Genomic DNA, 22,956 nt, shown 5'->3' with positions numbered 1-22,956 from the left:
TGACTTTGCGTTCTTTGCGAATCCTTTGCGTTCTTTGCGTTTAAATTTTTCACCATCTTAGACAGCTTAAAGTGTGATTCAGAGGTCAATCACCCCGCTTTCGCCTTTGCGAGCGAGGCACAAAGCGAAGCTCCGCAGAGCCCCTTGAGGGCAATCTCCTTTCTGCCTACACGTGTCTAACGGCAAGGGGATTGCTTCGGCTTGAAGGAAGCCTCGCAAGGTCGCTGGTAGTTGACCTTGCGAGCGCTGATAGTGTGCAATTTCACTTAGAAACTGCTCTCTCCACCTTGGTCCTCATCTGCATCACTACCCTTTTGCTGTTCTTCCAGATCATCGGTATCCTCTTCTCTGCTCGCATCAGCGCCTGCATTTGCTCCATCATTAAGCGAGGGTAATTGATCTTCACGGCTAGAAGTATTTGGGCCTGCATCTGATCCATATGCTGGTCTAGCTTGAGATGGATCTCCTTCTTTTACTTCCTGCCTTTCATTTTGCGCTTCACTTTTAGGTGTGTTGGATCCTTCAGAAGTCCTATTCTGAGGAGCATTGTTCTGTTGATTGTTGTTTTCCATGGTTTAAGATTGTGGTTAGGTGTAATTGCGTAAGTAAACTTAATACTAACCCCGATCCGGTTTTTTTGTTTCTAAAATTGCTACCATTGTAGCACTTTTGTTATTTGAACAAAGCCGACAAATAGTGCAGATCATAAAATAATTCACTACATTAATACCTTCCAAGAATCGTGGCCTCGTGCCAATTTGCATTCTTTTTTTGGACAAAACAAAAAGAAAGCTATGGCTACCATTCTTATTCAAGAAACCGATCAAGATGTACTCGACGTACTCAAAGAGGCGCTCGTCGAAGAAAATTATAAAGTTTACGCGATGAATGATTGCGAGGAAAATTTCATTGAACTCATTGAAAAAACCCGTCCTCATGTAGTAATGTTGGATTACAAATTAGACGGAAAGCGATGTTTAGAAATCTTTGGAAAAATTAAGGCGGTCTATCCGCACCTCCCCTTGATTGCGCTGAGCTGCAACCATAATATCAATACCGTTGCTCCCGAGCTTGGCTTTGACGGTTATATCGAAAAACCGTTCGATCTGGCGCATTTGTATATGACCTTACGTAGGTTCATCCCCAATCCCGACTAAAAGAATCAAATTTAGCCATAGCAAACCAAGATAGGGTAAACACCTAAATTCTAAACTAGCAAACTAATGATAGGAGTTTTGCGTTGTACAAGAACACACACATAAAACAAATGAAAAAATTGATCACCATTCTTGAAGATGATCGGGATATCCGTGAAATCTGTACCTATCTGCTTGCAGAAGAAGGGTATAGCGTTCAGGGTTTTGAGAATGTGGCCTCTTTTTCAGCACAGCATAAAATATCCCATCTTTTCTTGCTTGATATCCAGTTGCCCGACGGGAATGGAATGCAAGTATGTGAACTGCTAAAAAACGACCCCAAATCCGCACATATCCCCATCATCATGATGTCGGCTCACTTACAAAAGGCAAAAATGATGGAATGTTGCAAAGCTGACGACTTTCTCGAAAAACCTTTTGATATTAGCCAGCTCCTCCGCCGCGTGGCGATATTACTCGAGTAATTCCATATAGCTTTTTACCTTAAGTGGGAAGTGACACCGTAAAGATTGATCCTTTTCCTCTCTCACTTTCTAGTGATATTTTTCCTCCATGACGGGTTACAATGTTGTGTGCTAAGAAAAGTCCGATTCCAAAACCACTATAATATTTCTCGTTTTGTCCCTCCACACGGAAAAAACGTTCAAATACCTTTAATTGGTCCTTTTGGTCTATACCTATGCCATAATCTTTGATACTAATTAATACTTCGGCCCCTAGAATTCTTACCGAAATATCTACTACATCACTATCTGGAGAATATTTTATGGCATTGGCAATCAGATTGATCAGTACCTGACTAATCCTGTCCCTATCGGCAGTTAACTCTACGTCGGCTCCAGAATCAAGATGAAAAATGTGTTGTTGATGGCTTAAACGGAAATCTTCAACCACTTCAGAAACCAAGTTATTAATTGGGAAGGTTTCCTTTCTCAGGTCCATCCGTCCAGCGTCGATGCGGCTAAGATCTAACATATCCCCGATTAACCAGGTAAGCTGAACTAAAAGTACGTCTATTCTAGAAAGTGATGAACTAAGTTTTGCTGAAAGAGGCGTTGCAACTTCTCTAGATAAGAGCCGTAACAGTAACTGTACATGACCTTTTATTGAAGTTACCGGGGTTTTAAGCTCATGGCTCAGCATGCTTACAAAATCACTTTTCCGCTGTTCTTCTTCTTTTAACGATTGGATATCAGTACTTGAGCCCACCCACATCGTAATCCTACCCTGCTCATCTAGTACGGGCGAAGCTACGTTAAGGTGCCAAATATATTCTCCTTCTGTATTCTTGAAACGCATTTCCGACAAGTGTGGAACCCCATTTTCAGCCGCTTTAGCAAGCCCTAACAAAAAGGCCGGGATCTCATCGGGGTGCATCATTTCATGATACCCAAAATCACGTAAATCCTCAAAACCCATCCCCGCAAAGTCCAACCATGCCTGATTAAAAAAGGTGACTTCACCGCTAGGGAGTGCATTGGAGATTTTGGCTGGCACAAGATCGGCCAGTTTTCTAAAGTGCTCTTCGCTCTGCTCTACCAGCTTGCGAGAATTTACTTGTTGGGTTACGTCAACCGCTACAACAAGAATATCCGAAATAGTTCCATCCAGACCAGATACGGGCTGGTAAACCAAATTAAAATACAGTTCTTTTAGCTCACTATTATGCTCAAGCATGGCACAGATCTCATTGGCATAGAATGATTGGCCGGAAGTGATCACATTGTCGAGTATCCCAAGAAACGGTTGTCCCTTTATTTCTGGGAGCGCTTTTCCAAGAGGAAGTCCGATTACCGACCCGTTCTTTCCCCAAACCTCGAGCAGCTTTGCATTAGCAGTCTCCACTATCAGCTCCCTTCCGTGCAACACTCCGATTGCTACCGGAGCCTCTTGGATCAAAAATTTGAAACGTGCCTCACTTTTTGCGAGTTTGTTATTAGCTATAGAAAGTTGATCATTTGAAGAGGAAAGCTCAGAAGTGTACTTTTCCAAAAGCTTCCTCGAATTTACCCTATCAGTAATCTCAAACGACATCACTAGTACCCCGGTACGGTTACCTTCTGAAAGTGCTTGGTAAGTATAGTCTACATAGGTTTCTCTAACAGTTCCATCCGAATTGATAAAAGACACCGCACTTTCCTTCACATCAATCATCTCGCCAGTTTTTATCACCCTTCTCAACTGACCAGCAAAGGGTTGATCGGCAAGGTCGGGCAAAATCTCTAAAAAAGGTCTACCTATTACTTCTTCTTTGGTCTTTTTCCAATACTTCAGATTGGTTTCATTTATCATTTCCACCACCAGGTCTTCACCACGGATCACTACCACAGAAGCAGGAAGCATATTAAGGATTTGCTCTAGATTACCATTAGCCTGTTCGGCCTCTTTGGCAGCTGCCACTATTTCCCTTTCAAGCACCTGCGAAGTATTCTCCAATACCCAAACTGCCACCTTGCTTACTTCACCTTTTTCATCCCTCACGGGTGCATAGACAAACGTCACAAAGATAAATTCTTCTTTTCCATGTCTGATCAGCATCAGTTTCACCTCATCGGCATGATAAGAATCTCCCGAAGTAACCACGCTCGAGAGCGCATCTTCATAATAGGCTTTAGCTTCAGCAAAGGGCTCCCAGTACCACTTGCCCATAATTGCCTCCCGTGGTTTTCCGGCGATGTGGAGAAACTTTTCGTTTACCATTTCGGCAACCAAGCTTTTTGCATCGAGGATACATATCCCAATAGGTGCACTATCTACAATGGTTTTAAGTTGGGCGTTGTCTTGCAGATTCATGGGCAGTTGTAAAAAACCCAATTTAGCCTATTTCCCACGTAAAGCAACAATAGTTATCCCTCAATCACCAAAAGAGAGTACGATTTTGATTTAACAATAGCTCTGCACAAACCCAATTCCAATCTTAAAAAGGAAAGAAATATTCACTACTATAGAGAAAAGCAGTTTTATTTTGGAACAGTCCAGAAGAGGTTCGGATTATTTGTTTTGTAATAGGTGAACTTAACGCCGGTTTTTTCATTGGTCGATTCCTTTTTCTGCGGTAGCTTTACAATCCCATCAAGCGGCAGAAGCTCTACGTATGCCACTTCCTTTCCCCTGGTCCAGGTCTCCGAATCGTACTGGCTCACCAATGGAGTTTCCAGCCGATAAAGATTTTTTGCCATATAGGTTTGCAGGTAATATTCTTTTGTTTGTAGAGCTGATCTGTTCCAGTTCGCATCTGCATTGAGCACTAGTGGAAGGCCCTTAATCAGTCTTTCCCTTACTTCCTGTAGACCCAATAAAGATCCTTTTTCATCCATTACGTAGGCATCAAATGTAGGATCTATCCAGATCCACTTCTGCAGATCTTTGCTATACACCATATTAATGACATGGCAATCATCGAAATTGGTTTCTTTGGGCATGCAGGTGATGTACCTAGAAGTGATACCCATAGATAGGTAACATTCGTTAAGGATAGTAGCCAGCATCCTACAATTCACTCCCCGATTTTCTGCCTTGCATACCTTAATCAGGTCTATTGCATTTTTAAGGGTCGGGTTATTGCTGTTGCCATCATGGCGAATAAGGTTATGCACCCAGTGTAAAAGGTTAAATACCTTTGAAAGCTCATTTCCATTGCCAGCAACCGAATCAAGGTTCAGATCTTTCCTAATCCGAACCAGGTTAGGATCGCCCAGCTCTTGATAGGTGAACTGCGGGATCGGGCGTTGATCTGCAAAATTGTACTTTTCTGCATTTCTTAGTGTATCCAGATAAGAAGGTGGGTTCCTATTGGGTGCCTTCGGATCGTATTTAACCTGGGTTCTTGCAGTATCGCTGCCATTAACCACAATGATAAAATTATATTCCCCAATCTTAGGATCTACGTTAAAGGAAATGGATTCTTTATCCGTGTAAAATGTTACTTTTTTTGATTTAGTTTCGTATACATCCAGTTTTACTTTAGGCTCTATCGTCCATGCCCCTTTTCTGAGTGGCGAATTATCTTCTTTGATATCCACATGGGTGGAAGTAGCCCTGACGATCGGTAGCTTCTTCTGGGCAAAGGTTTGGCCCACAAAAACAAAAAAAGCTAGGATAAGTAGTTTTATTTTCATGTTAATTAAGAGATTAATGTAAACTTGTTTACATAAGACGATGAAGCGATTAAAAACGTTGCATCAGCCAGCCCTACCCTCCCAAGAATGGAGGGAGTAGCATGATGCAAATAAATAGCTATTAAAGATATAAAAAATATAGCACTGTTATTTTAGATTTTTGTGGAAAAGTAAACCTGAGAGTAAATCCTTTAGCCCTTAAATTTGTCATGCGAAATCACGGCAATTATCTTGATTTATCTGTGGCCAACTTTTCATAATGGTGCCCACAGATGCACAGATAATCTATCCTACAAACAATATTTACCTTAATTTAAATGAAGTTAGAGCCTCTGCATGAGCTGATCTTAGAGTTTATCGAAAAAACCAATAGACCGATCTTCATGACTGGAAAAGCGGGCACGGGAAAGACAACTTTTCTTCGCTTTATCCGGGATTATACGCACAAAAACCTTGCTGTGGTGGCGCCAACAGCCGTGGCGGCTATAAACGCGGGCGGGGTAACCATCCACTCCTTTTTCCAGGTTCCTTTCGGCCCTGTAGCACCCATAACAACATCAAATGCCTTCTCAGAATTTTCGGGCAAAAGCTTTGGTACAGAAAAAGCAAAGCTGATTAAATGCCTCGATCTGCTCATTATCGATGAGATCAGTATGGTAAGATGTGATACGCTAGATTACGTAGACAGGGCATTACGCTTCGTAAAAGGAAACAGCCAACCTTTTGGTGGAGTGCAGCTTTTGATGATCGGAGATCTCTACCAGTTGCCCCCAGTTTTTCAGAACGATTGGCATTTGCTCGGAAAGTTCTATAAAGGTCCTTATTTTTTTGATAGTTTAATCTTTAGGGAATATCCTTTGCTCACGTTCGAGCTGGAGAAGGTACACCGACAGAGCGACCCACTTTTTATCGAAATACTGAACGAAATAAGGAACGGATCGATCAGCGAAACGCTACTTTCAAGGTTAAACGCACATTATAAAGCGAAGCCAAAAAATGATGAACTCGCAGACCATGTTACCCTTACCACCCATAATCCCCTTGTAAAAAAGATTAATGAAGAAAGGCTTGCTCGGCTTGAAGGTGAGACGCATCGGTTTATGGCTAAAGTAACTGGCGAATTTCCAAAAGAAGCCTACCCTACCGAAGAAGAACTCGTATTGAAAGCAGGAGCTATGGTGATGTTTATCAAAAATGATAGTTCAGGAAAGAAGCAATTCTATAACGGTAGAACAGCGAAAGTGGAGAGCATTCGGGGAGATCTTATTAACCTTATCTTTCTTGATGACGGCTCATCTTTCGAAGCCACGCAGGAAACCTGGGAAAACACTAAATATTCATTATCAGAATCCAACCAGAAGGTTACGCAAACCAGCGCAGGTTCTTTTACACAATTTCCACTTCGCCTTGCATGGGCTATTACCATTCACAAAAGTCAGGGGCTAACGTTTGATAAAGCTGTTATCGATGTTGGTGCTGCATTTGCGCATGGACAAACCTATGTAGCACTGAGCCGCTGCCGCACGCTTGATGGGCTGATCTTACAGGAAAAGGTAACTTCCAAAAACATCATAACCGATCCATCTGTAGCAGGGTTTATGAAATTGGCGCAAACCCAAATACCTGATTTTGGCACGCTAACCGGGTCGATAACAGCCATGGAAATGGAAACGTTAATAGAAGCCTTTGATTTCTCGCCAATCCATTCAGCTTGGGTCTACCTAAAATCTGTTCTGCTAGAGCTACTGCCTACAGAAAACCTGCTCAACGAAAAAATAAATGAAACCGAAAAGCTGCTTACCGATAAGATCTTTCCAATAGGAGAACGCTTCATCCGCCTCGAACTTAAATTAACCAAAGGCAAGGCTGCAATTGACAGGGTAGGATCGCCAAACGCTCATCACTCAACGCTAGAACGTTTTACTTCCCGTTTAACAAAAGCATCCGGATATTTTTCGCCATACCTTATCGAAATGCAGGGGCACATCCTCTCTTTACATCAACTCCTTATTGGAGCCCCGTTCCATACCGACTACTTCCCTACACTAAATCTACTCCTTGAACAGTTAAAAACAAAGATTGAACTCTTCAGCATGCTACCCCGCATTAAAAATATAGCAGACATACCAAAGGTGATGAAGGATACAGCCATCAACTATAAACCGCTCGATAGCTGGAAACAAAAGCCAACAGCGGCAGAAACCCCAATCGAAAATCCAGCGCTTTACGCAGAGCTGATCAACTGGAGAAAGCAAACTGCCGAAATTAAAAAATTACTTGGATACCATATTATTTCCGATCAAACGGTGATAGATATCTCGACAAAACTGCCAAGAACGCTAACCCAGTTATCGAAGATCAAAAATGTAGGGGAAGGAAAAACAGCAGAGTATGGCGAGCAGATTTTAAGGTTGATCAGACAACACCTTGGAGAGAACGAACTTTTCTTTTAAGAAGGACCAAAAAAAGAAAGCGGGAAAGACCAAAGGCCCTTCCCGCTTATCTAAATTAACGCTCTCGATATATAAACGCAACGAAATCTGAATTGTTTTAAAAAATTAAAAATAAATGCAGTGAGCATGGGGCAGAGGGCATGGGGCATGGGGAACTCCAAGCTCAATGCTCCATGCTCCATGCCAAACTCACCTCCTCCTAATCTCTTCATACAATTCGATAATCTTTTTTTGAAGTTTGATGATTTCCTCTTCTTTTAGGGCAAGTTTATCTTTTAACAACGTAATTTCTGTGAGATTACCCAACAAGTTGATATCCCCTTCATTTGAAATAATTTCCAATGTAGAGACCTCAAATAACCTGGCAATCTGATCCAGTCTCGAAATGTTGATGTCTGTAATGCCAGTTTCAATTTTTGAGAATGCCGGAATAGAAATTTGTAAACGTTTTGCTACTTCGTTTTGGCTCCAGCCATGTTTTTGACGCAGCTGTCTAATGTTTTTTCCAATGATGTTCATCTGATCATTTTTAGGTAAGAGAGTCTGTTTATTACCTTTAGACATTCAACCCGAGTGCCAAATTAACCAGATCCATTCCGCCAAAATTGCCAGAGCTCATTAATAATAAGTTTGTGTTGCTCAGATCTAAGCCTCTTAAATAGGCCTCCAAATTAGCCGCATCACTAAAGAATACAATTTCTTTATCATTGAAAGATGTTTGAACATCCTCTTTGCTAAGTGGCTCCATATTCTTATGTTTAAACGTCTTCTCGTCAATATAAACAATGGCCAGATCCGCTTCATTCATGGTATCTTTATAGTGAAGCAGAAAATCTTTATTCAAACTACTAAACGTATGAAGCTCGATACATGCTACCAATTTCCGTTTTTCAAACTGCGCTTTCACGGCATCAATTGTAGCTTTCAATTTGGAAGGAGAGTGCGCAAAATCCTTGTATACATTGGTTGCCTTTCTACTGCTTAACAGCTCTAAGCGTTTGGCAGCACCTGTAAACGATGCAATGGCTTGATCAAAATCTACATCACTGATATTTAGCTGTTGGCACACCAATTTTGCTGCATTAAGGTTCATCAGGTTATGATCGCCAAAGACCTTCAATGGGGTGTTTTCTGGTAAAAGATATGTTATACCATCTACCACCCTGTGGGGCGGAATCTGGTAGGGAAAACGCTCTATGTCAGCTGTGTTATGTTCAACAACCTTAGCTAATTCTCTATCATTCTCGCTATAAATTAATTTTCCACCGGGTAAAATCGTATCTATAAATTTATCGAATTGGGCAATATAATCCTCAAATGTTGGAAAAACGTTGATATGATCCCATGCAATCCCACTAATTACACCCACATTAGCATGGTATAAATGGAATTTCGGTCGGCGATCTATGGGCGAAGCAAGGTACTCATCCCCTTCTATAATAATTACAGGTGCATTGGTAAGCTTAACCATGGTGTCGAATCCCGCTAATTGCGCTCCCACCAGGTAATCAAAATCCTTATGGTAATAATTTAGCACATGAAGGATCATCGAAGTAATGGTAGTTTTACCATGACTTCCGCCAATAACCACTCTCAATTTATCTTTAGATTGTTCGTAGATATACTCGGGATAAGAATATATTTTTAATCCGAGTTGTTGTGCCTTTAACAGTTCGGGATTATCCAATTTGGCATGCATCCCTAGAATTACGGCATCAAGATCTGCAGTTATTTTCTCTTCAAACCAGCCAAATTGAGTAGGCAACAAGCCATAACCGGCCAATCTTGTAGTAGAAGGTTCAAAAATCACATCATCAGAACCTGTAACCTGATATCCTTTTTTATGTAGCGCAATGGCTAAGTTGTGCATTGCACTTCCACCTATTGCTATAAAATGTATTTTCATAACCTCATTCCCACCTCTCCTTCACAAGAGGCGCTGTTTAATTTAAATTTGCAAATCACATCACCTTCCACCTTAATCTTCAATCTTCCATCTTCCATCTTCCATGTTCCATGTTACCTCTTCTCAAACTTTGCCGCCACCCAATCTTCCATTTTTTTATGGTTGATGTAATTCAGTCCAAATTTTACACCATGATCTTTAATCATATCCAGATCGGGATGTTCATAAAAACCGCTAAAAAAAATTATTCCACCCGGTTTTAAGGCCGCAGCATAACTTTCTATCTGATCCAACAATATATTCCTATTGATATTGGCCAAAATCACATCAAATTCTACGGCTGGGATAGTCTCTTTACTTCCACAGAGTGAGCTAAGATTATCGATGGTATTTAACGCAGCATTTTCTATCGCACTGCGGTAACACACTTCGTCGTTATCAATAGCAACAATAGATTTAGCTCCTCTTTTAGCAGCTAAGATACCCAAGATGCCCGTGCCAGCACCCATGTCTAAAATGGTTTTATCCTTAACATCGGCCTCTAAAACATACTGCATCATCATAGTTGTGGTTTGATGATGTCCGGTACCAAATGCCATTTTCGGATCGATCACGATTTCGTATTCGTATTGTGGCTGAGACAAGTGAAATGTTGCCCTTACATAGCAATTTTCGCTAACAACCAGCGGAGTAAAATTTTTCTCCCATTCTTCGTTCCAGTTTTCTGGCTCGATGTCTTGGATGGTATATTGATAGTCGAGAAGATCTTCATCCAATTTCCACATCACCTCCTCAAATGCCTTCTCGTTAAATTGACCGGCTATTATAAATGCGTCGAAACCCTGTTGGGTATCTTCAAAAGTATCGAAACCAATATCAGCCAATTCGGAAATGAGAATATCTTTTTGGTACTCCTGAATATCGTTAAAGCTAAAAATTACCTTTTTATAATCCATTACGAATTAAAAGTTTTAACGATATCAGTAAAATCACGAGATTTTAAAGAAGCACCGCCAATCAGCCCGCCATCAATATCTTTCTGGGCAAATAATTCAACCGCATTTTTAGGATTACAGCTTCCACCATATAAAATAGTTGCATCATCAGCAACGGTCATCCCATATTTGGCATCAATTTTTGAGCGGATAAAAGCATGGATGTCCTGTGCCTGCTCTGGCGAGGCGGTTAATCCCGTACCAATTGCCCAAACAGGTTCGTAAGCTAACACCACTTTACCAAAATCTTCAGCGCTCAAGTTAAATAAACCCTCAGTTAATTGAGTTTCCAATACTTTATAATAGCTGCCATTATTTCTCTCATCTAGGGTTTCTCCAATACAAAAGATAGGGATTAAACCATTTTGCAGAGCGATGACAGTTTTTGTAGCGAGAAGCTGATCAGATTCTGCGAAATATTGGCGACGTTCGGAGTGCCCAACCAATACATATTCAGCGCCTGTAGACTTGATCATCTTTGCAGAAATTTCACCCGTATAGGCACCACTTTCATTTTGATGTGAGTTTTGTGCACCGATCTTAACCACTCCAGCACCAGCACTCAATTGTGCCAAACTGTTTAAATGGATATATGGAGCACAAATTACTACGGTTTGATCACCTTTTTTCTCATCTCTAACCATATTTACAATTTCCGAAAACAACGAAACTCCTTCGCTGTAGTCTAAATTCATTTTCCAGTTGCCAGCAACTATTTTCTTTCTCATATTATTTTGATTACACTTGATTATCTACTTTTCGCGTTGCGGTTGATTACACCGTCCCGATAGCTATCGGGATGAAGATTACACCGATTGTGGTTTCTTTTTCAATTTGTCACCCTGAGCGTAGTCGAAGGGCTATTATTATTCTTACCTTCAAAAATTCCGTTTGTCTTAGCTACGCCCAAACTAACACGCTATATATATTCGAAATCCTCGATTTTAGACCCCGCATTCCTGGACTTTTCGACTTTTGGGCTTTTGGGCTTTTGGACCATACTTACCGACTCTCGGACTTCCGGACTCTCTCCTAAAAATGCCTATACTTCTTCGTTTCTTCAAAGATGTTCGTTAACATATCTCTTTCTACTTGATCCAACACCATATGTCGTCGTTCAAAAACTTTAACTGCCGTTTCGAGCATTTTGTTGAGTCCGTACACCTCAAAACCATGCGCACCTCCCCAGGCAAAATCAGGAATAAAATTGCGCGGAAATCCGGCACCAAAAATATTAGCGCTTACTCCTGCAACCGTCCCCGTATTAAACATGGTATTAATTCCACATTTCGCATGATCGGCCATAATCAGTCCACAAAACTGCAGGCCCGTTTTACGGAAACTTTCCTTTTCATAATCCCACAATCGCACCTCTGCATAGTTATTCTTTAAGTTCGAATTGTTGCTATCCGCGCCGATATTGCACCATTGCCCCATTACTGCATTGCCCAGGTAGCCCTCGTGCCCTTTAGAAGAATATCCCCAGATTACCGCATTGTTAATTTCGCCACCTACCCTACTGTGCGGACCAACGGTTGTTTGCCCGTATATTTTAGCCCCCATCTTAACCGATGAGTCTTCGCATAGAGCGAAAGAACCCCTAATATGGCAACCTTCCCAAACCTGCGAATTTTTGCCTAAATAAATCGGGCCATGCAGGGAATTAAACGTAGAGCATTCAGCCGTTGCGCCTTCCTCTACAAAGATATCGTCTCCTAAAATGGTATTGGTACTGCTTAATTTAGCCGAAGTTTTCCCTTTAGTTAACAAGGCAAAATCTTTAACTAATTCTGTATGATTATTTTTAAAAATATCTTCTGGATATCGGATGTAAGTAAAATCTGCGCTGTGCGAAATCCTTTTTAGTTGGTCAAAGGCCTCTTCAAAACTTAATGTCCCCAAGGTTTGCGAGTAGGCAATAACCAACTCCCCCTTAACCAAAACTTCACCATCATTTAAAGCAGTGATCGTTTCTAGTAAAGCGTTATCTGGACAAACTGCTCCGTTGATAAATAAATTAGCTTTAAGGGCGGGGAATTTAACTGTTAAATAATCTTGGGTTTGATAGCCAAATTCGGCATCCAAATATTTTCCCCATTTTTCGGCAATGGTTAAAATACCAAGGCGCAAATCGGCTACAGGTCTGGTAAACGTAAGTGGCCTGAGAGAAAGCCAAGAGGCATCATCAAAAAGATTGATCGTCATAAGCAACAAAAATAAAAAAAGTCCCGAGCAATGCATCGGGACTTCCAAAATATTTAACACCGTAGTAAAAATAAATTTAATATGCCGTAATATTATTTTACTACGGTGCTATAAAATTATTTTTTAGCGTAACGGGTTTTAAATTTATCGATACGACCTGCAGTATCAACCAATTTCATTTTACCAGTATAAAAAGGGTGCGAAGTATGAGAAATCTCTAATTTATATAGTGGATACTCATTTCCATCTTCCCATTTCACAGTTTCTTTTGTCTCTACGCAAGATTTAGTTAAAAATGCATATTCGTTAGACATATCTTTAAATACTACAAATCTGTAGTTTGATGGATGCAAATCTTGTTTCATGTTATATATCGTTTTGTTATTGCCTTATTTTAAAGGATGCTCCAAAGGAGTGCCCTTTTTCGAGGCACAAATATCGGAATATTATTTTTATTATACAAGAGTATGTGAAATAATTATCAATATAATTGTGAGGTGTAAAACAACTTTATTTAACGGTTTGCAGGCCTGTAGCATGATTCATAACCCATCGTTCTGCAATCTGTGCATCTTCGGCAAAATCATCTTGAAATCTGTGGCTAAAAAATCCATGCATTCATCCAATAGAAGATCATGCTCGCCTTTGCAAGGAGGCACGACGAAGCAATCTCCTTGCCGAGAGAGTTTGTGAACCTGAAAGGAGATTGTACCAAAGGCACTCCTTTGGAGCTTCGGTCTGTGATTAACTCGGCACGGTGATAACCTCAACAGCACCTCGCAAAGACGCGAGAAGAAGTCGCCTTTGCGAGGAGGCACGACGAAGCAATCTCCCTGCTGAGGGAATTTTGTGAACCTGAAAGGAGATTGTACCAAAGGCACTCCTTTGGAGCTTCGGGCTGTGAAGGATAGCACCTCGCAAAGACGCGAGAAATAAGATTATCCCAAGGATTATCCGTCACTCAAAATAATAAAATCTTATTATCTTTAATTCTCAAATCCCACCCTCTATGAACAGAAGAAATTTTCTTAAAAATACAGCTACAGTTAGCGTAGCTACTACATTGAGTATTCCTGCATCAGCCATACTGTCTGAAAATTTTGATGAGAGTAAATCAGACTTTAAGGATGATTTTGGCCTCAATGAAGTTACCATCACCATGTTTCAAACAGCGATGGAAAATGGAAAATTATCTTCAAAAACCATTACCAAAATGTATTTGAAGAGGATAGAGAAAATGGATAAGAGCGGACCAAAATTAAACGCAATCATCGAACTTAATCCAGATGCGTTAGCTATCGCAGCAGAAATGGACGCAGAGCGAAAAAATGGCAAAATTAGAGGTTCCTTACATGGTATCCCGGTGCTGATTAAAGATAACATCAACACTGGAGATCAAATGCAAACCACCGCCGGTGCGCTCGCTTTGGTAGGAAATAGGGCCAGCGAAGATGCTTTTATCGTTAAAAAATTGCGGAGCGCAGGTGCAGTAATCCTAGGAAAAACAAATTTGAGCGAATGGGCAAATTTTAGGTCGACCAGGTCTACTAGCGGTTGGAGCAGTCGCGGTGGACAAACGAAAAACCCTTATATTTTAGATCGTAGCCCTAGTGGCTCGAGTTCTGGCTCTGGCGCAGCCACATCGGCAAATCTGTGCGTAGTAGCTATTGGTACCGAAACAAATGGTTCTATCATCGCCCCTTCCTCCTACAATGGATTAGTAGGTCTTAAACCAACTGTTGGACTGTTGAGCCGTAGCGGTATTATCCCGATTTCTGCTACCCAAGATACTCCTGGACCGATGGCGCGAACCGTAGCCGATGCTGCCATCCTGTTATCAGCTTTAACCGGAATAGATCCAGATGACGCCATTACCAAAACCAGTGAGGGAAAATCCTATCCAGATTATACGCAATTTTTAAAAGCAGATGCACTCAAAGGAAAAAAAATCGGGATCGAAAAGTCGTTTTTAACTGGTCACGAAGGGGTGGTTGGTTTATATAAGGCTGCTATTGAAAAATTAAAAGAATTGGGTGCCCAGGTTGTTGAAATCGAACTACAAAAGGAAATGCGGACAATCAACGCCAGTGTTTTACAACCCGAATTTAAAGCGGGAGTAAATGCCTATCTGGCCAAAGCCAATGCCAAGGTAAAAACGCTGAGTGATGTAATTGCCTTTAACAAAGCCAACGAAGCTACCGCGATGCCCTATTTCAAACAAGAAACCTTAGAAGCAAGCGAGAAAGCTGTGGATCTAGATCATCCAACCTACAAAGAAGCCCTCGCGAAAGTAAATTCTTCTAAAAAGATCATCACTGATTTGATGGAGAAAAACCAATTAGATGCGATTGTAGGCACCAGTTTTGGCATTCCCTCATTAATTGATCTGTTTAATGGAGATTATAGCGGTGGTTTTTATTTCGCCTCGCCCGCGGCGATGGCTGGTTTTCCGCACATTACGGTTCCGATGGGACGAATAAATGAATTGCCTGTAGGATTATCCTTCATGGCCGCAGCTTACCAAGAACCTGTAGTACTCGCTTTTGCCTACGCCTATGAGCAGGCTACAAAACATAGGGCAGCACCGAAGTTTTTGAAGAATAGTAATTTTTCTAGTGGAGTATGATACGCGTTGCGGATGATTACACCGATGAAGATGATTACACAGATTAGAGGTGATTTCACCGATTATGAGTGATTTCACCGATAATTTCATGAATGTCGTACTGAGCTTGTCGCGGCACAAAATGAACCGAAGTTGTTCTTCGAGGGCTCAGACTGACAACTTGGGGGTTCCACAAAGAATGTCATGCTGAGCTTGTCGAAGCACGAAAAGAGCTTAAGTTGGTCTTCGAGAGCTCAGACTAAGAACTTTTTAGATAACGTTTTGCGTAAATCCCCACGTTGTCATGCTGAGCGTAGTCGAAGCACAAAAAGAACTCAAGTCGCTCTTCGAGAGCCCCAGACTGACAACTTAGGGGTTCCCAAAAAGAATGTCATGCTGAGCCTGTCGAAGCACGAAAAGAGCTCAAGTCGGTCTTCGAGAACCTCAGACTGACAACTTAGGGGTTCCCAAAAAGAATGTCATGCTGAGCCTGTCGAAGCACAAAAAGAACTTAAGTCGGTCTTCGAGCGCCTTAGACTGACAACTTAGGGGGGTGTTCTTAGGTTTCTAAGGCATCTGAGGTGGTTAAATGCGCTGACCTTCCACGGTGTTTCTTCGGAGTTTATTCGGAGCTTCTTCGACAATATCCAATCAAACTGCGATAAACCTCCGATCTTAATCTTAAGAAAAACTAATTAAGTTTTAAGTACGTTTTTAAGAAAACCTAATTGCTTTGTTAAGTTGATAGATGGATATTGCTTTTGAAAAAAATCAATTATATGGCACGTATTAAACAAGGAATTGCAGGGGGCTTTTCTGGGAAGATTGGTCCCGTTATTGGCTATCGGCTTCGTAACACGGATGTGATTAGGGCTTTGCCAAAGAAATCAACAAAGAAACCATCAGTAAAGCAGTTGGTCCATCGAGAGCGATTTAAGATCATCCAGGAATGGCGGTCTAGGCTTACCGATTTTTTCGCCATTACCTTTAAGAACCAAACTGCAGATCGCTCTGCGCAGAATGCTGCCCATCGTTTCAATAGCCATATCGTAACGGGCGAATACCCTAACCTATCGATAGACCCAGCGTTAATTGTAATCAGTAAAGGAGAGCTACCATTACCAAAGGAACTCGCTATGGTTCATGAAGGTAATACGCTTCGCTTTAGCTGGAACGAGACAGGGGAAAGTAAAGCCCGTAACATTGATCTTGCCAAAGTGCTGATAGCGTATCACCCTAAAAACCTCTACCAATCAGAGTTAACGGCAGCCTATCGCCAACATAAAGGTTGCAATATTGAGCTTAACTACCCTCCTTCATGCCAATTTGCTGACGTGTATTTTACCATGCTCTCCAATGATAGGGAACGCGCAGCAGATAGTGTTTATATGGGGAGGATTGAATTGTAAAGGGCTTGCGAGCCTAAGACTAATAACTTGGATCTGTAAAAGACTGTCATGCTGAGCGTAGTCGAAGCACGAAAAGAGCTCAAGTCGGTCTTCGAGAACCTGAGACTGACAACTTGGGGGTTCCACAAAGAATGTCATGCTGAGCCTGTCGAAGCACAGAATGGGTTCAAGTCGCTCTTCGAGAGCTTCACACTAACAACTTGGGATATTCTTAGGTGTCTAAGGCGTCTTACCTGCCTGCCGGCAGGCAGGGTGGTGAATCATCATATCGATGTGCCACCACATAACTCAAGTTAATCATCTCTGTTAAACAGGTAAAAAAGTACGTCATATCGGTAAGGTCTACCGGATCGGGATCTAGCGCATGATGGTACAACCAACCTTGGTAAAGCCTCGCCAACTTTTCGCGTGCGGCATACAATGGGTGGTTATCAAAAAAATGGGCAATAGAACAATCTGGACTTTCCAATTCTTCTTCGGTAAGGTGGTTGGGTTGATAGTTGAGGGTTTCTAGGAGAGTTTTCATAGGTAGGTGTTTTATGTAGTTAAAGTTGTCAGGCTGAGCGTAGTCGAAGCCATGTTAAATCTATATTATGGAGTCATATTTTTTACTTACTCAAACATAGTAAACTAAAATTAAAAAGTCAACATATATATTTACTTTTTATACGAATAATATTACCAGTTTGCTATATGGAAAAAATGACAACTGCGGCATTTAAACTTAAACTAGCTAAACGCATTAGAGAGCTGAGAATCAAGGAGAAGCTTACCCAAGCAGAACTTGCGCTAAAGATTGGTTTTAAGGATAAGCAGATTGTAAACAACTATGAAATCAATGGAGCAAACCCAACCGCTTATAATTTAGTCTTGATTGCGAAAGCGCTGAATGTGGGGGTTGGAGAGTTGTTGGATATTTAGGAATCAAATTATGAATATAGGTAAATGTACTGTCTCATAAAGAATTCTCTTCAAAAATTAACTAGTTACTAATTAAAAATTGTAAATTACAATTAAAATAATAGTGAGCTCTCAAATGCTTTTATAAGTAGCCGCGTTATTTAATTAGTTACTTATGAACATAACGAGATTTGAAGCTAAAGCTGTTAACGGCTACCTTGACTTTAATATATATTTTAATGAATCTATTACTTTCCTAATTGGAATTAATGGCTCGGGAAAAACAACGGCGATAAAACTAATTTTAGGTTTATTAAGTCCGAGTTGGATTAATTTAACACAAATTAAATATGTGTATGCCGAAGTAGAGTGTAAATTTAACAATGATAATTTTACTATAAGAGCAGAAAGAACTGAAACTGATAAAATTAAACTTAGCCTAACTTATAAAGATAATATAAAGAAATCTCTCTCAAGTCTAGTTAAATCTCAAGATATCTCTTTGGCTCAGTCAAATGAAATTAATAGGTTTGAGATGAGAAGCCTAATTAATAGATATGCCAGATTTGAAGCGCATTTTATTGATTTGGAAGTCGTAAAGGCCATTAGAGATTTGAATTCCCCTGTTTTTCTTGGTTTAGATCGCAGAATACATGAAGGTTCCGAGATTGATTTAATTAGCATGGACTCTTTCATGAAGGAAAGAGACTATACTGATGACATAAAAGGGAATCTATATGAAAGTCTTATTGAGGTAGAAAATCTTATAAAAAATAGTTTTTTAGAATATTCAGAAAAACAAACAAAAATTGGCAACACATTGAAAAATAATATTATTTATTCTTCTTTTGATGTTATCAAAACTAACGACTCTCACATTGGATTTTTAAATCAAACGAATAAAAATCTCGAAACTAGAAAGCAACGTATAATTGAAGCATCAAGAAACTTTGATATACCCGACCTCGAGGAAAAAATACTGAATTATTTTGAGGAACTTAAAAGGATAGAAGATATTTTGAAAAAAAGTTCAATTAGGCAAACAAAACTTCAAAAAGAGGAAGAAATGAGAACCATGCAACAATGGTTTATAAATAGTCCTCAACTACAAAGAATTGACAAAATTATTTCATTATATGAGGACGCTCAAAATGAGATCGTTAAAGAATTTCAAGCATTTTTTAAATTTGAAATTCTAACAAATAGATATTTTAAAGATAATAATAAAAGATTAAAAATTAAAAAAAATGGTGATATAGAAATCGAACTTCCTAATACTGGGCCAACAAGCATCTTTAAGCTATCATCTGGTGAAAAACAAATAATCGTTATGCTTGCTCAATTAATATTTGGCAAAAGAAGACAGATATTCATAATTGACGAACCAGAATTGAGCCTACATTTAGGTTGGCAGGAAATATTTACCGACACCATTAAAGAGGCAAGTCCGCAAACACAATTTATTCTCGCGACACACTCGCCAAGCATAATTGGAAGAATAGAAAATGAAATCTACTGTGTGGATCTTACATCAAATAATGGAAATGATTAGATATAAAGACTTTGTGTTGCCCACTGTATCATTATTCTTTAGGTCCAAAAGTGATGTAGATATTTTCATCGAAGACTCCAATGACGAAGAATTTTATAAAACTCTTTTTCAAAGATTACTTGATGGTAAAAGAATAAATAAAATAATCAGCTGTAAATGTAAAACAGAATTAATAATAGCTTGCGAAAATGATCAAACGGATAGAAAGCGCAAGAGAATATATATAACTGATGGTGATTTAGATCTGTTATTTGACAACAATAGAAAGGATTTGAAATTCTTGTATGTTTTAGAGAGATATTGTATTGAAAATTTTTTAATAGATGAACAAGGTATAATCGATACCCTTTATGATAATGTTGTTTTAAATAAAGAGGTTATCAAAAAGCAATTGGGCCTGGAAAATTGGCTTAAGAGCATTTCTCATGTTCTAATTGAATTATTCTTTCATTACTCTATCACACATGAATATAAATTAGGAACTAAAACAGTTTCAAATTCTGTTGGGTCATTTTGTAAGCAATCGAAATCAATAAGTGTTTTGGATTTAGAAAAGGTAGAGTTTAAAATTCAAGAATTGAGATCTGAAATAATAGCGTCAATCGGGGAAGACCTATACAACGAATCGTTATATAACAAACGACAAAAGTGGCCCTCTAACGTCAAGACATTGATTACAATTGTATCAGCGAAAGACTATATATTGCCCCTGCTCACATTTAGATTTAAAAAATTAAAGGGGAAAGAGTCTTACAACTTGAAATGGGAATCCCTAAGACTAAGGCTTGCCAATACCTGTGATCTAACTTCCCTAACAGAAGTCAAGAAAACCATATTGTTAGCTTAGTAAATTATCTAGATCTAATTTGGGTCAAAATTGGATTATAAGAAATAAATTATTCTTTTTTCGTTAATACAAAGTATAAATCAACTGTGTTATTAATGTTAGTTAAAATGATATAGGTTAGTAGAAAAGTATCTAATCCAAAAAAAATCTTTCCCAGGATAGAACCTATTTCAAAAAAGAATGGATAGAACAAATTAAAAATTAATAAAATGCTCTCAATTAGGATAATGTAAACTGTTCTAATTAGAAGCATTTTAAAAATACTTACAGGCCTCCCATTTAATACATAATCTGTATCAACTCTTTTTATTTCTTCGACATTAGGGTTGGAAACTGTGATTAACAAAGTAAACATTGCTACAGTAAATCCTACAAGCAGACTTAAAACACTGACAGAATTATTTATAAATTGTTTTATTAGATCTATGAATGACAATTTATCAGGAATACAAAAAACACCCGCACAGACAAATATTGATAATAAAGAATTTATTATCCATGACCTGCTACTGGATGTTTTAAAATAATCTAGAAAAACCAATAACCACATATTATTCCAATTCTTTAGTAAATGCTTTTAATGCACTGATCATTTCTATTGTTTGAACTTCTCCTGTTAAAGGATTAATATTTACATCAATACTATCAGTCAATTCCATAAACGAGGTGTCTAAAGCGACTTCTGTACCATTTTTGTCTTTACCTTCAATTCTTTACTTTTGATATGGTATCGTTCTTTTTAGCTGAAAATGCGTTCCAGAAATCAATTGCAGTCTCCTTTATATTTTCACTTTGCTTTGCTTTAACTGTCAACTCCAAATCTCGCTGAAGATTAGATGTTCTATTAGCAAAATTTAAACAGGCGCTCCCTAGTAATTTTTTATCAAAATATACCTTAGCAACCTTTATGCGCTCCATAGAATTTATTTGAAGCAAGAAATCTTTTCTTCCAATTTTAAAAAATTCAACTGTAAAACCTTTCTTTTTACCCTTTGCTATCAAAAATTTCTTAGTGAAAACATTTATATATTCAATAATTTGATTAACCGAAACCCCATTGCCGTTTGTTTCAACTATAAGAAACAAGTCATTTTTTGTTAACTTAAATGCAAAGTGCGTTTTCTCAACATCACCTTCAGATAGTTTTTTAGGACTTGGTCTTTCGTCCCCAGTATCTCTATCTATTAGGTTTGGCCTAAAGGTATGTCTAGCGCTTTTAAATAAACCTGATAAGGTTGTATTCCCTTCATTATCCTTTTCTATTTTAGCAGATTGCAATAGGCAAAATTTGTCTTCTTTCATTTCAAAATGCTTTGCCTTTTTATTCAACTTCTGAATATAAGTTATAATATCTGAAATCTCAGAAAAAATAGTTATTTCCCCATCTAACCATTTTCTTTTATGGACCGTATTGAACGAAACTTTTCTTGTCTTTGTCATGAGAGTTAATTTTTATAGAGCAATTTCTTTTAAATTTAACTTAAAGTATCCATCATTCCTAAAATTTAGAGATTATGAATATTCAATAGTTAACTATTTTAATCACTAAGATAAAACCCCCTCTCTCTTAATTTTTACGTGAAACCATAATTGAGGATTCTTGCTAGTTGATTTCGAAATTTGGCCACATTTAACATGTAAGTTTGCATGAAATATCAAAATAATTATATCTTTCTATGGGTTACCTCATTGCCCATCATCAATACCCATCCTCTTTAGCAACCCTCCAAAAGTATGCTGATTTTAAAACAGCAGATTTCCCTCAGTTTTTAAAACTTTTCATTCATAAGCAAGCTCATCATCAACCTTCCCCAAACAACCCATCCCACCAACTGTTATCCTTCCATGCAAACCACCCCAACCTCTCACCTTCAAAAAACCTTCCGCATCATCCTTGGCCTATTTATGATCTTTGCTGGCATTGGTCATCTCACCTTACAACGGGTGGAGTTTCAGTCGCAGGTGCCAGATTGGGTTCCTTTTAGTAAGGATTTTATTGTAATCAGTTCGGGAATTTTAGAAATAGCTTTAGGCTTGGCACTTATTTTTTGGATCAAACAACGAAGAGCCATGGGTATTGCATTGGCCGTCTTTTTTCTACTGGTTTTCCCGGGTAACATTGCGCAATATAGGGAGCATCGTGACGCTTTTGGTTTGGATACTGATGGCAAGCGATTGGCACGGCTGTTCTTTCAGCCTGTACTGGTTATTTGGGCCCTGTGGAGTACTGGTTTTTTTAAAAGCTCTAAACGGGTATAATTTATAATTAACCACCTTAGATACCTAAGGTGCCTTAGAACGGGACGTACACTGGGGTTTCTAAGGCGTCTTAGGTGGTGAATTTATGGCGCCCGACTTCCCGACTTTCCGACCTTTAAACATTCCAACCTTTCAACCTCCACTATACCTCTCCCAAGTTTCCACCTTTGCCTTCTGCCTTTCCATATACGCATCTGCAATTACCTCTGCAGAACTTTTGCCTTCGGTGTTTTCTAGCAGTTCTTTGAGTTTGTATTGATCTACATCGGCACGATATAAAATCTGGAGCAGTTTGGGGAAATCGTCGTCAATCATGTAGGCAAAGACATTCACCAGTGCCTCACGGAGTTGCGATTCGGTTAGCGATTCAGGAACATCAAAGTGTTTAGAAACCAGTTTAAGGAGTGAGGCAGAATCGGTCATGTTGGAACAGATAAGGGGATAACACCATTGGTTCGCGTTCTTGCAAAAGTAATCAATTTCAACTTACATACTGTTTTGGAAAGCATCGTTTTTAACCATCGCTTTCTTCTTTTAGCGTTCCTAGTAC

At 39.2% G+C, this 22,956-nt stretch carries 21 protein-coding genes; 9 read left to right on the top strand and 12 right to left on the bottom strand.

Annotated elements, in window-relative coordinates:
- Positions 1–266 precede the first annotated feature (266 nt).
- A complete protein-coding gene (locus AC6H0V_RS04085) occupies positions 267–572 on the bottom strand; it encodes a hypothetical protein (protein ID WP_497562436.1) in 306 nt (101 codons plus the stop codon).
- Positions 573–794: 222 nt separating this feature from the next.
- Between AC6H0V_RS04085 and AC6H0V_RS04080 the strand changes: the two genes are divergently transcribed.
- Both AC6H0V_RS04080 and AC6H0V_RS04075 read left to right on the top strand, forming a co-directional pair.
- The gene (locus AC6H0V_RS04080; RefSeq protein ID WP_497562435.1) at positions 795–1,157 is read left to right on the top strand and encodes a response regulator; all 363 of its coding nucleotides are present in this window, start codon (positions 795–797) and stop codon (positions 1,155–1,157) included.
- Between the two features lie 110 nt (positions 1,158–1,267).
- Complete coding sequence (locus AC6H0V_RS04075) at positions 1,268–1,621, top strand: response regulator transcription factor (protein ID WP_497562434.1); 354 nt, start codon at positions 1,268–1,270, stop codon at positions 1,619–1,621.
- A gap of 19 nt (positions 1,622–1,640) precedes the next feature.
- Here the strand turns inward: AC6H0V_RS04075 and AC6H0V_RS04070 are convergent, their stop codons facing one another.
- Complete coding sequence (locus tag AC6H0V_RS04070; RefSeq protein ID WP_497562433.1) at positions 1,641–3,950, bottom strand: PAS domain-containing protein; 2,310 nt, start codon at positions 3,948–3,950, stop codon at positions 1,641–1,643.
- Positions 3,951–4,117: 167 nt separating this feature from the next.
- Positions 4,118–5,275 (bottom strand): transglutaminase domain-containing protein, encoded by a 1,158-nt coding sequence (locus AC6H0V_RS04065; protein WP_497562432.1) that lies wholly within the window; start codon positions 5,273–5,275, stop codon positions 4,118–4,120.
- Positions 5,276–5,592: 317 nt separating this feature from the next.
- On the opposite strand from AC6H0V_RS04065, the gene AC6H0V_RS04060 reads away from it, so the two are divergent.
- Positions 5,593–7,728: an HRDC domain-containing protein gene (locus tag AC6H0V_RS04060; protein ID WP_497562431.1), complete on the top strand. Its 2,136-nt coding sequence runs from the start codon at positions 5,593–5,595 to the stop codon at positions 7,726–7,728.
- Positions 7,729–7,917: 189 nt separating this feature from the next.
- Here the strand turns inward: AC6H0V_RS04060 and AC6H0V_RS04055 are convergent, their stop codons facing one another.
- The 6 genes from AC6H0V_RS04055 to AC6H0V_RS04030 form a co-directional block, all read right to left on the bottom strand.
- Positions 7,918–8,247: a helix-turn-helix domain-containing protein gene (locus tag AC6H0V_RS04055; protein WP_497562430.1), complete on the bottom strand. Its 330-nt coding sequence runs from the start codon at positions 8,245–8,247 to the stop codon at positions 7,918–7,920.
- Positions 8,248–8,284: 37 nt separating this feature from the next.
- Positions 8,285–9,634 (bottom strand): UDP-N-acetylmuramate--L-alanine ligase, encoded by a 1,350-nt coding sequence (locus AC6H0V_RS04050; protein ID WP_497562429.1) that lies wholly within the window; start codon positions 9,632–9,634, stop codon positions 8,285–8,287.
- 113 nt (positions 9,635–9,747) lie between these two features.
- Positions 9,748–10,590, bottom strand: coding sequence for a 50S ribosomal protein L11 methyltransferase (gene prmA, locus AC6H0V_RS04045; protein ID WP_497562428.1), 843 nt, complete (start codon positions 10,588–10,590; stop codon positions 9,748–9,750).
- Positions 10,590–11,357 carry a triose-phosphate isomerase gene (tpiA, locus tag AC6H0V_RS04040; RefSeq protein ID WP_497562427.1) on the bottom strand — a complete coding sequence of 256 codons (768 nt, stop codon included), beginning with the start codon at positions 11,355–11,357 and terminating at the stop codon, positions 10,590–10,592. The genes prmA and tpiA overlap by 1 nt, the downstream gene beginning before the upstream one ends.
- Positions 11,358–11,661: 304 nt before the next feature.
- Positions 11,662–12,834, bottom strand: coding sequence for a putative sugar nucleotidyl transferase (locus AC6H0V_RS04035; protein WP_497562426.1), 1,173 nt, complete (start codon positions 12,832–12,834; stop codon positions 11,662–11,664).
- A 116-nt stretch (positions 12,835–12,950) separates the two neighbouring features.
- The gene (locus AC6H0V_RS04030; protein WP_497562425.1) at positions 12,951–13,199 is read right to left on the bottom strand and encodes a type B 50S ribosomal protein L31; all 249 of its coding nucleotides are present in this window, start codon (positions 13,197–13,199) and stop codon (positions 12,951–12,953) included.
- A gap of 644 nt (positions 13,200–13,843) precedes the next feature.
- Between AC6H0V_RS04030 and AC6H0V_RS04025 the strand changes: the two genes are divergently transcribed.
- Both AC6H0V_RS04025 and AC6H0V_RS04020 read left to right on the top strand, forming a co-directional pair.
- The gene (locus AC6H0V_RS04025) at positions 13,844–15,460 is read left to right on the top strand and encodes an amidase (protein WP_497562424.1); all 1,617 of its coding nucleotides are present in this window, start codon (positions 13,844–13,846) and stop codon (positions 15,458–15,460) included.
- Positions 15,461–16,218: 758 nt separating this feature from the next.
- Entirely contained in the window at positions 16,219–16,848 is a 630-nt protein-coding gene (locus AC6H0V_RS04020) for a DUF6266 family protein (RefSeq protein ID WP_497562423.1), read from the top strand.
- 229 nt (positions 16,849–17,077) lie between these two features.
- Here the strand turns inward: AC6H0V_RS04020 and AC6H0V_RS04015 are convergent, their stop codons facing one another.
- On the bottom strand, positions 17,078–17,374 hold the full coding sequence (locus AC6H0V_RS04015; protein ID WP_497562422.1) for a hypothetical protein: 297 nt from the start codon (positions 17,372–17,374) through the stop codon (positions 17,078–17,080).
- Positions 17,375–17,541: 167 nt separating this feature from the next.
- Between AC6H0V_RS04015 and AC6H0V_RS04010 the strand changes: the two genes are divergently transcribed.
- From AC6H0V_RS04010 to AC6H0V_RS04000, 3 genes are all read left to right on the top strand, one after another.
- The gene (locus AC6H0V_RS04010; protein ID WP_497562421.1) at positions 17,542–17,769 is read left to right on the top strand and encodes a helix-turn-helix domain-containing protein; all 228 of its coding nucleotides are present in this window, start codon (positions 17,542–17,544) and stop codon (positions 17,767–17,769) included.
- A 154-nt stretch (positions 17,770–17,923) separates the two neighbouring features.
- The gene (locus tag AC6H0V_RS04005; RefSeq protein WP_497562420.1) at positions 17,924–19,300 is read left to right on the top strand and encodes an AAA family ATPase; all 1,377 of its coding nucleotides are present in this window, start codon (positions 17,924–17,926) and stop codon (positions 19,298–19,300) included.
- Positions 19,293–20,147 (top strand): DUF4435 domain-containing protein, encoded by an 855-nt coding sequence (locus tag AC6H0V_RS04000; RefSeq protein WP_497562419.1) that lies wholly within the window; start codon positions 19,293–19,295, stop codon positions 20,145–20,147. Before AC6H0V_RS04005 ends, AC6H0V_RS04000 begins: the two co-directional genes overlap by 8 nt.
- A 705-nt stretch (positions 20,148–20,852) precedes the next feature.
- Here AC6H0V_RS04000 and AC6H0V_RS03995 read toward each other — a convergent pair.
- Complete coding sequence (locus AC6H0V_RS03995) at positions 20,853–21,587, bottom strand: hypothetical protein (protein ID WP_497562418.1); 735 nt, start codon at positions 21,585–21,587, stop codon at positions 20,853–20,855.
- Positions 21,588–21,992: 405 nt separating this feature from the next.
- Here AC6H0V_RS03995 and AC6H0V_RS03990 point away from each other — a divergent pair, with 405 nt between their 5' ends.
- Positions 21,993–22,406: a DoxX family protein gene (locus AC6H0V_RS03990; RefSeq protein WP_497562417.1), complete on the top strand. Its 414-nt coding sequence runs from the start codon at positions 21,993–21,995 to the stop codon at positions 22,404–22,406.
- A gap of 132 nt (positions 22,407–22,538) precedes the next feature.
- On the opposite strand, the gene AC6H0V_RS03985 is transcribed toward AC6H0V_RS03990, so the two are convergent.
- Positions 22,539–22,829: a hypothetical protein gene (locus AC6H0V_RS03985; RefSeq protein ID WP_497562416.1), complete on the bottom strand. Its 291-nt coding sequence runs from the start codon at positions 22,827–22,829 to the stop codon at positions 22,539–22,541.
- Between the last annotated feature and the right edge of the window lie 127 nt (positions 22,830–22,956).

The organism is Pedobacter sp. NO84, from assembly GCF_059703915.1.
This window is presented reverse-complemented; position numbering and strand designations above follow the sequence as displayed.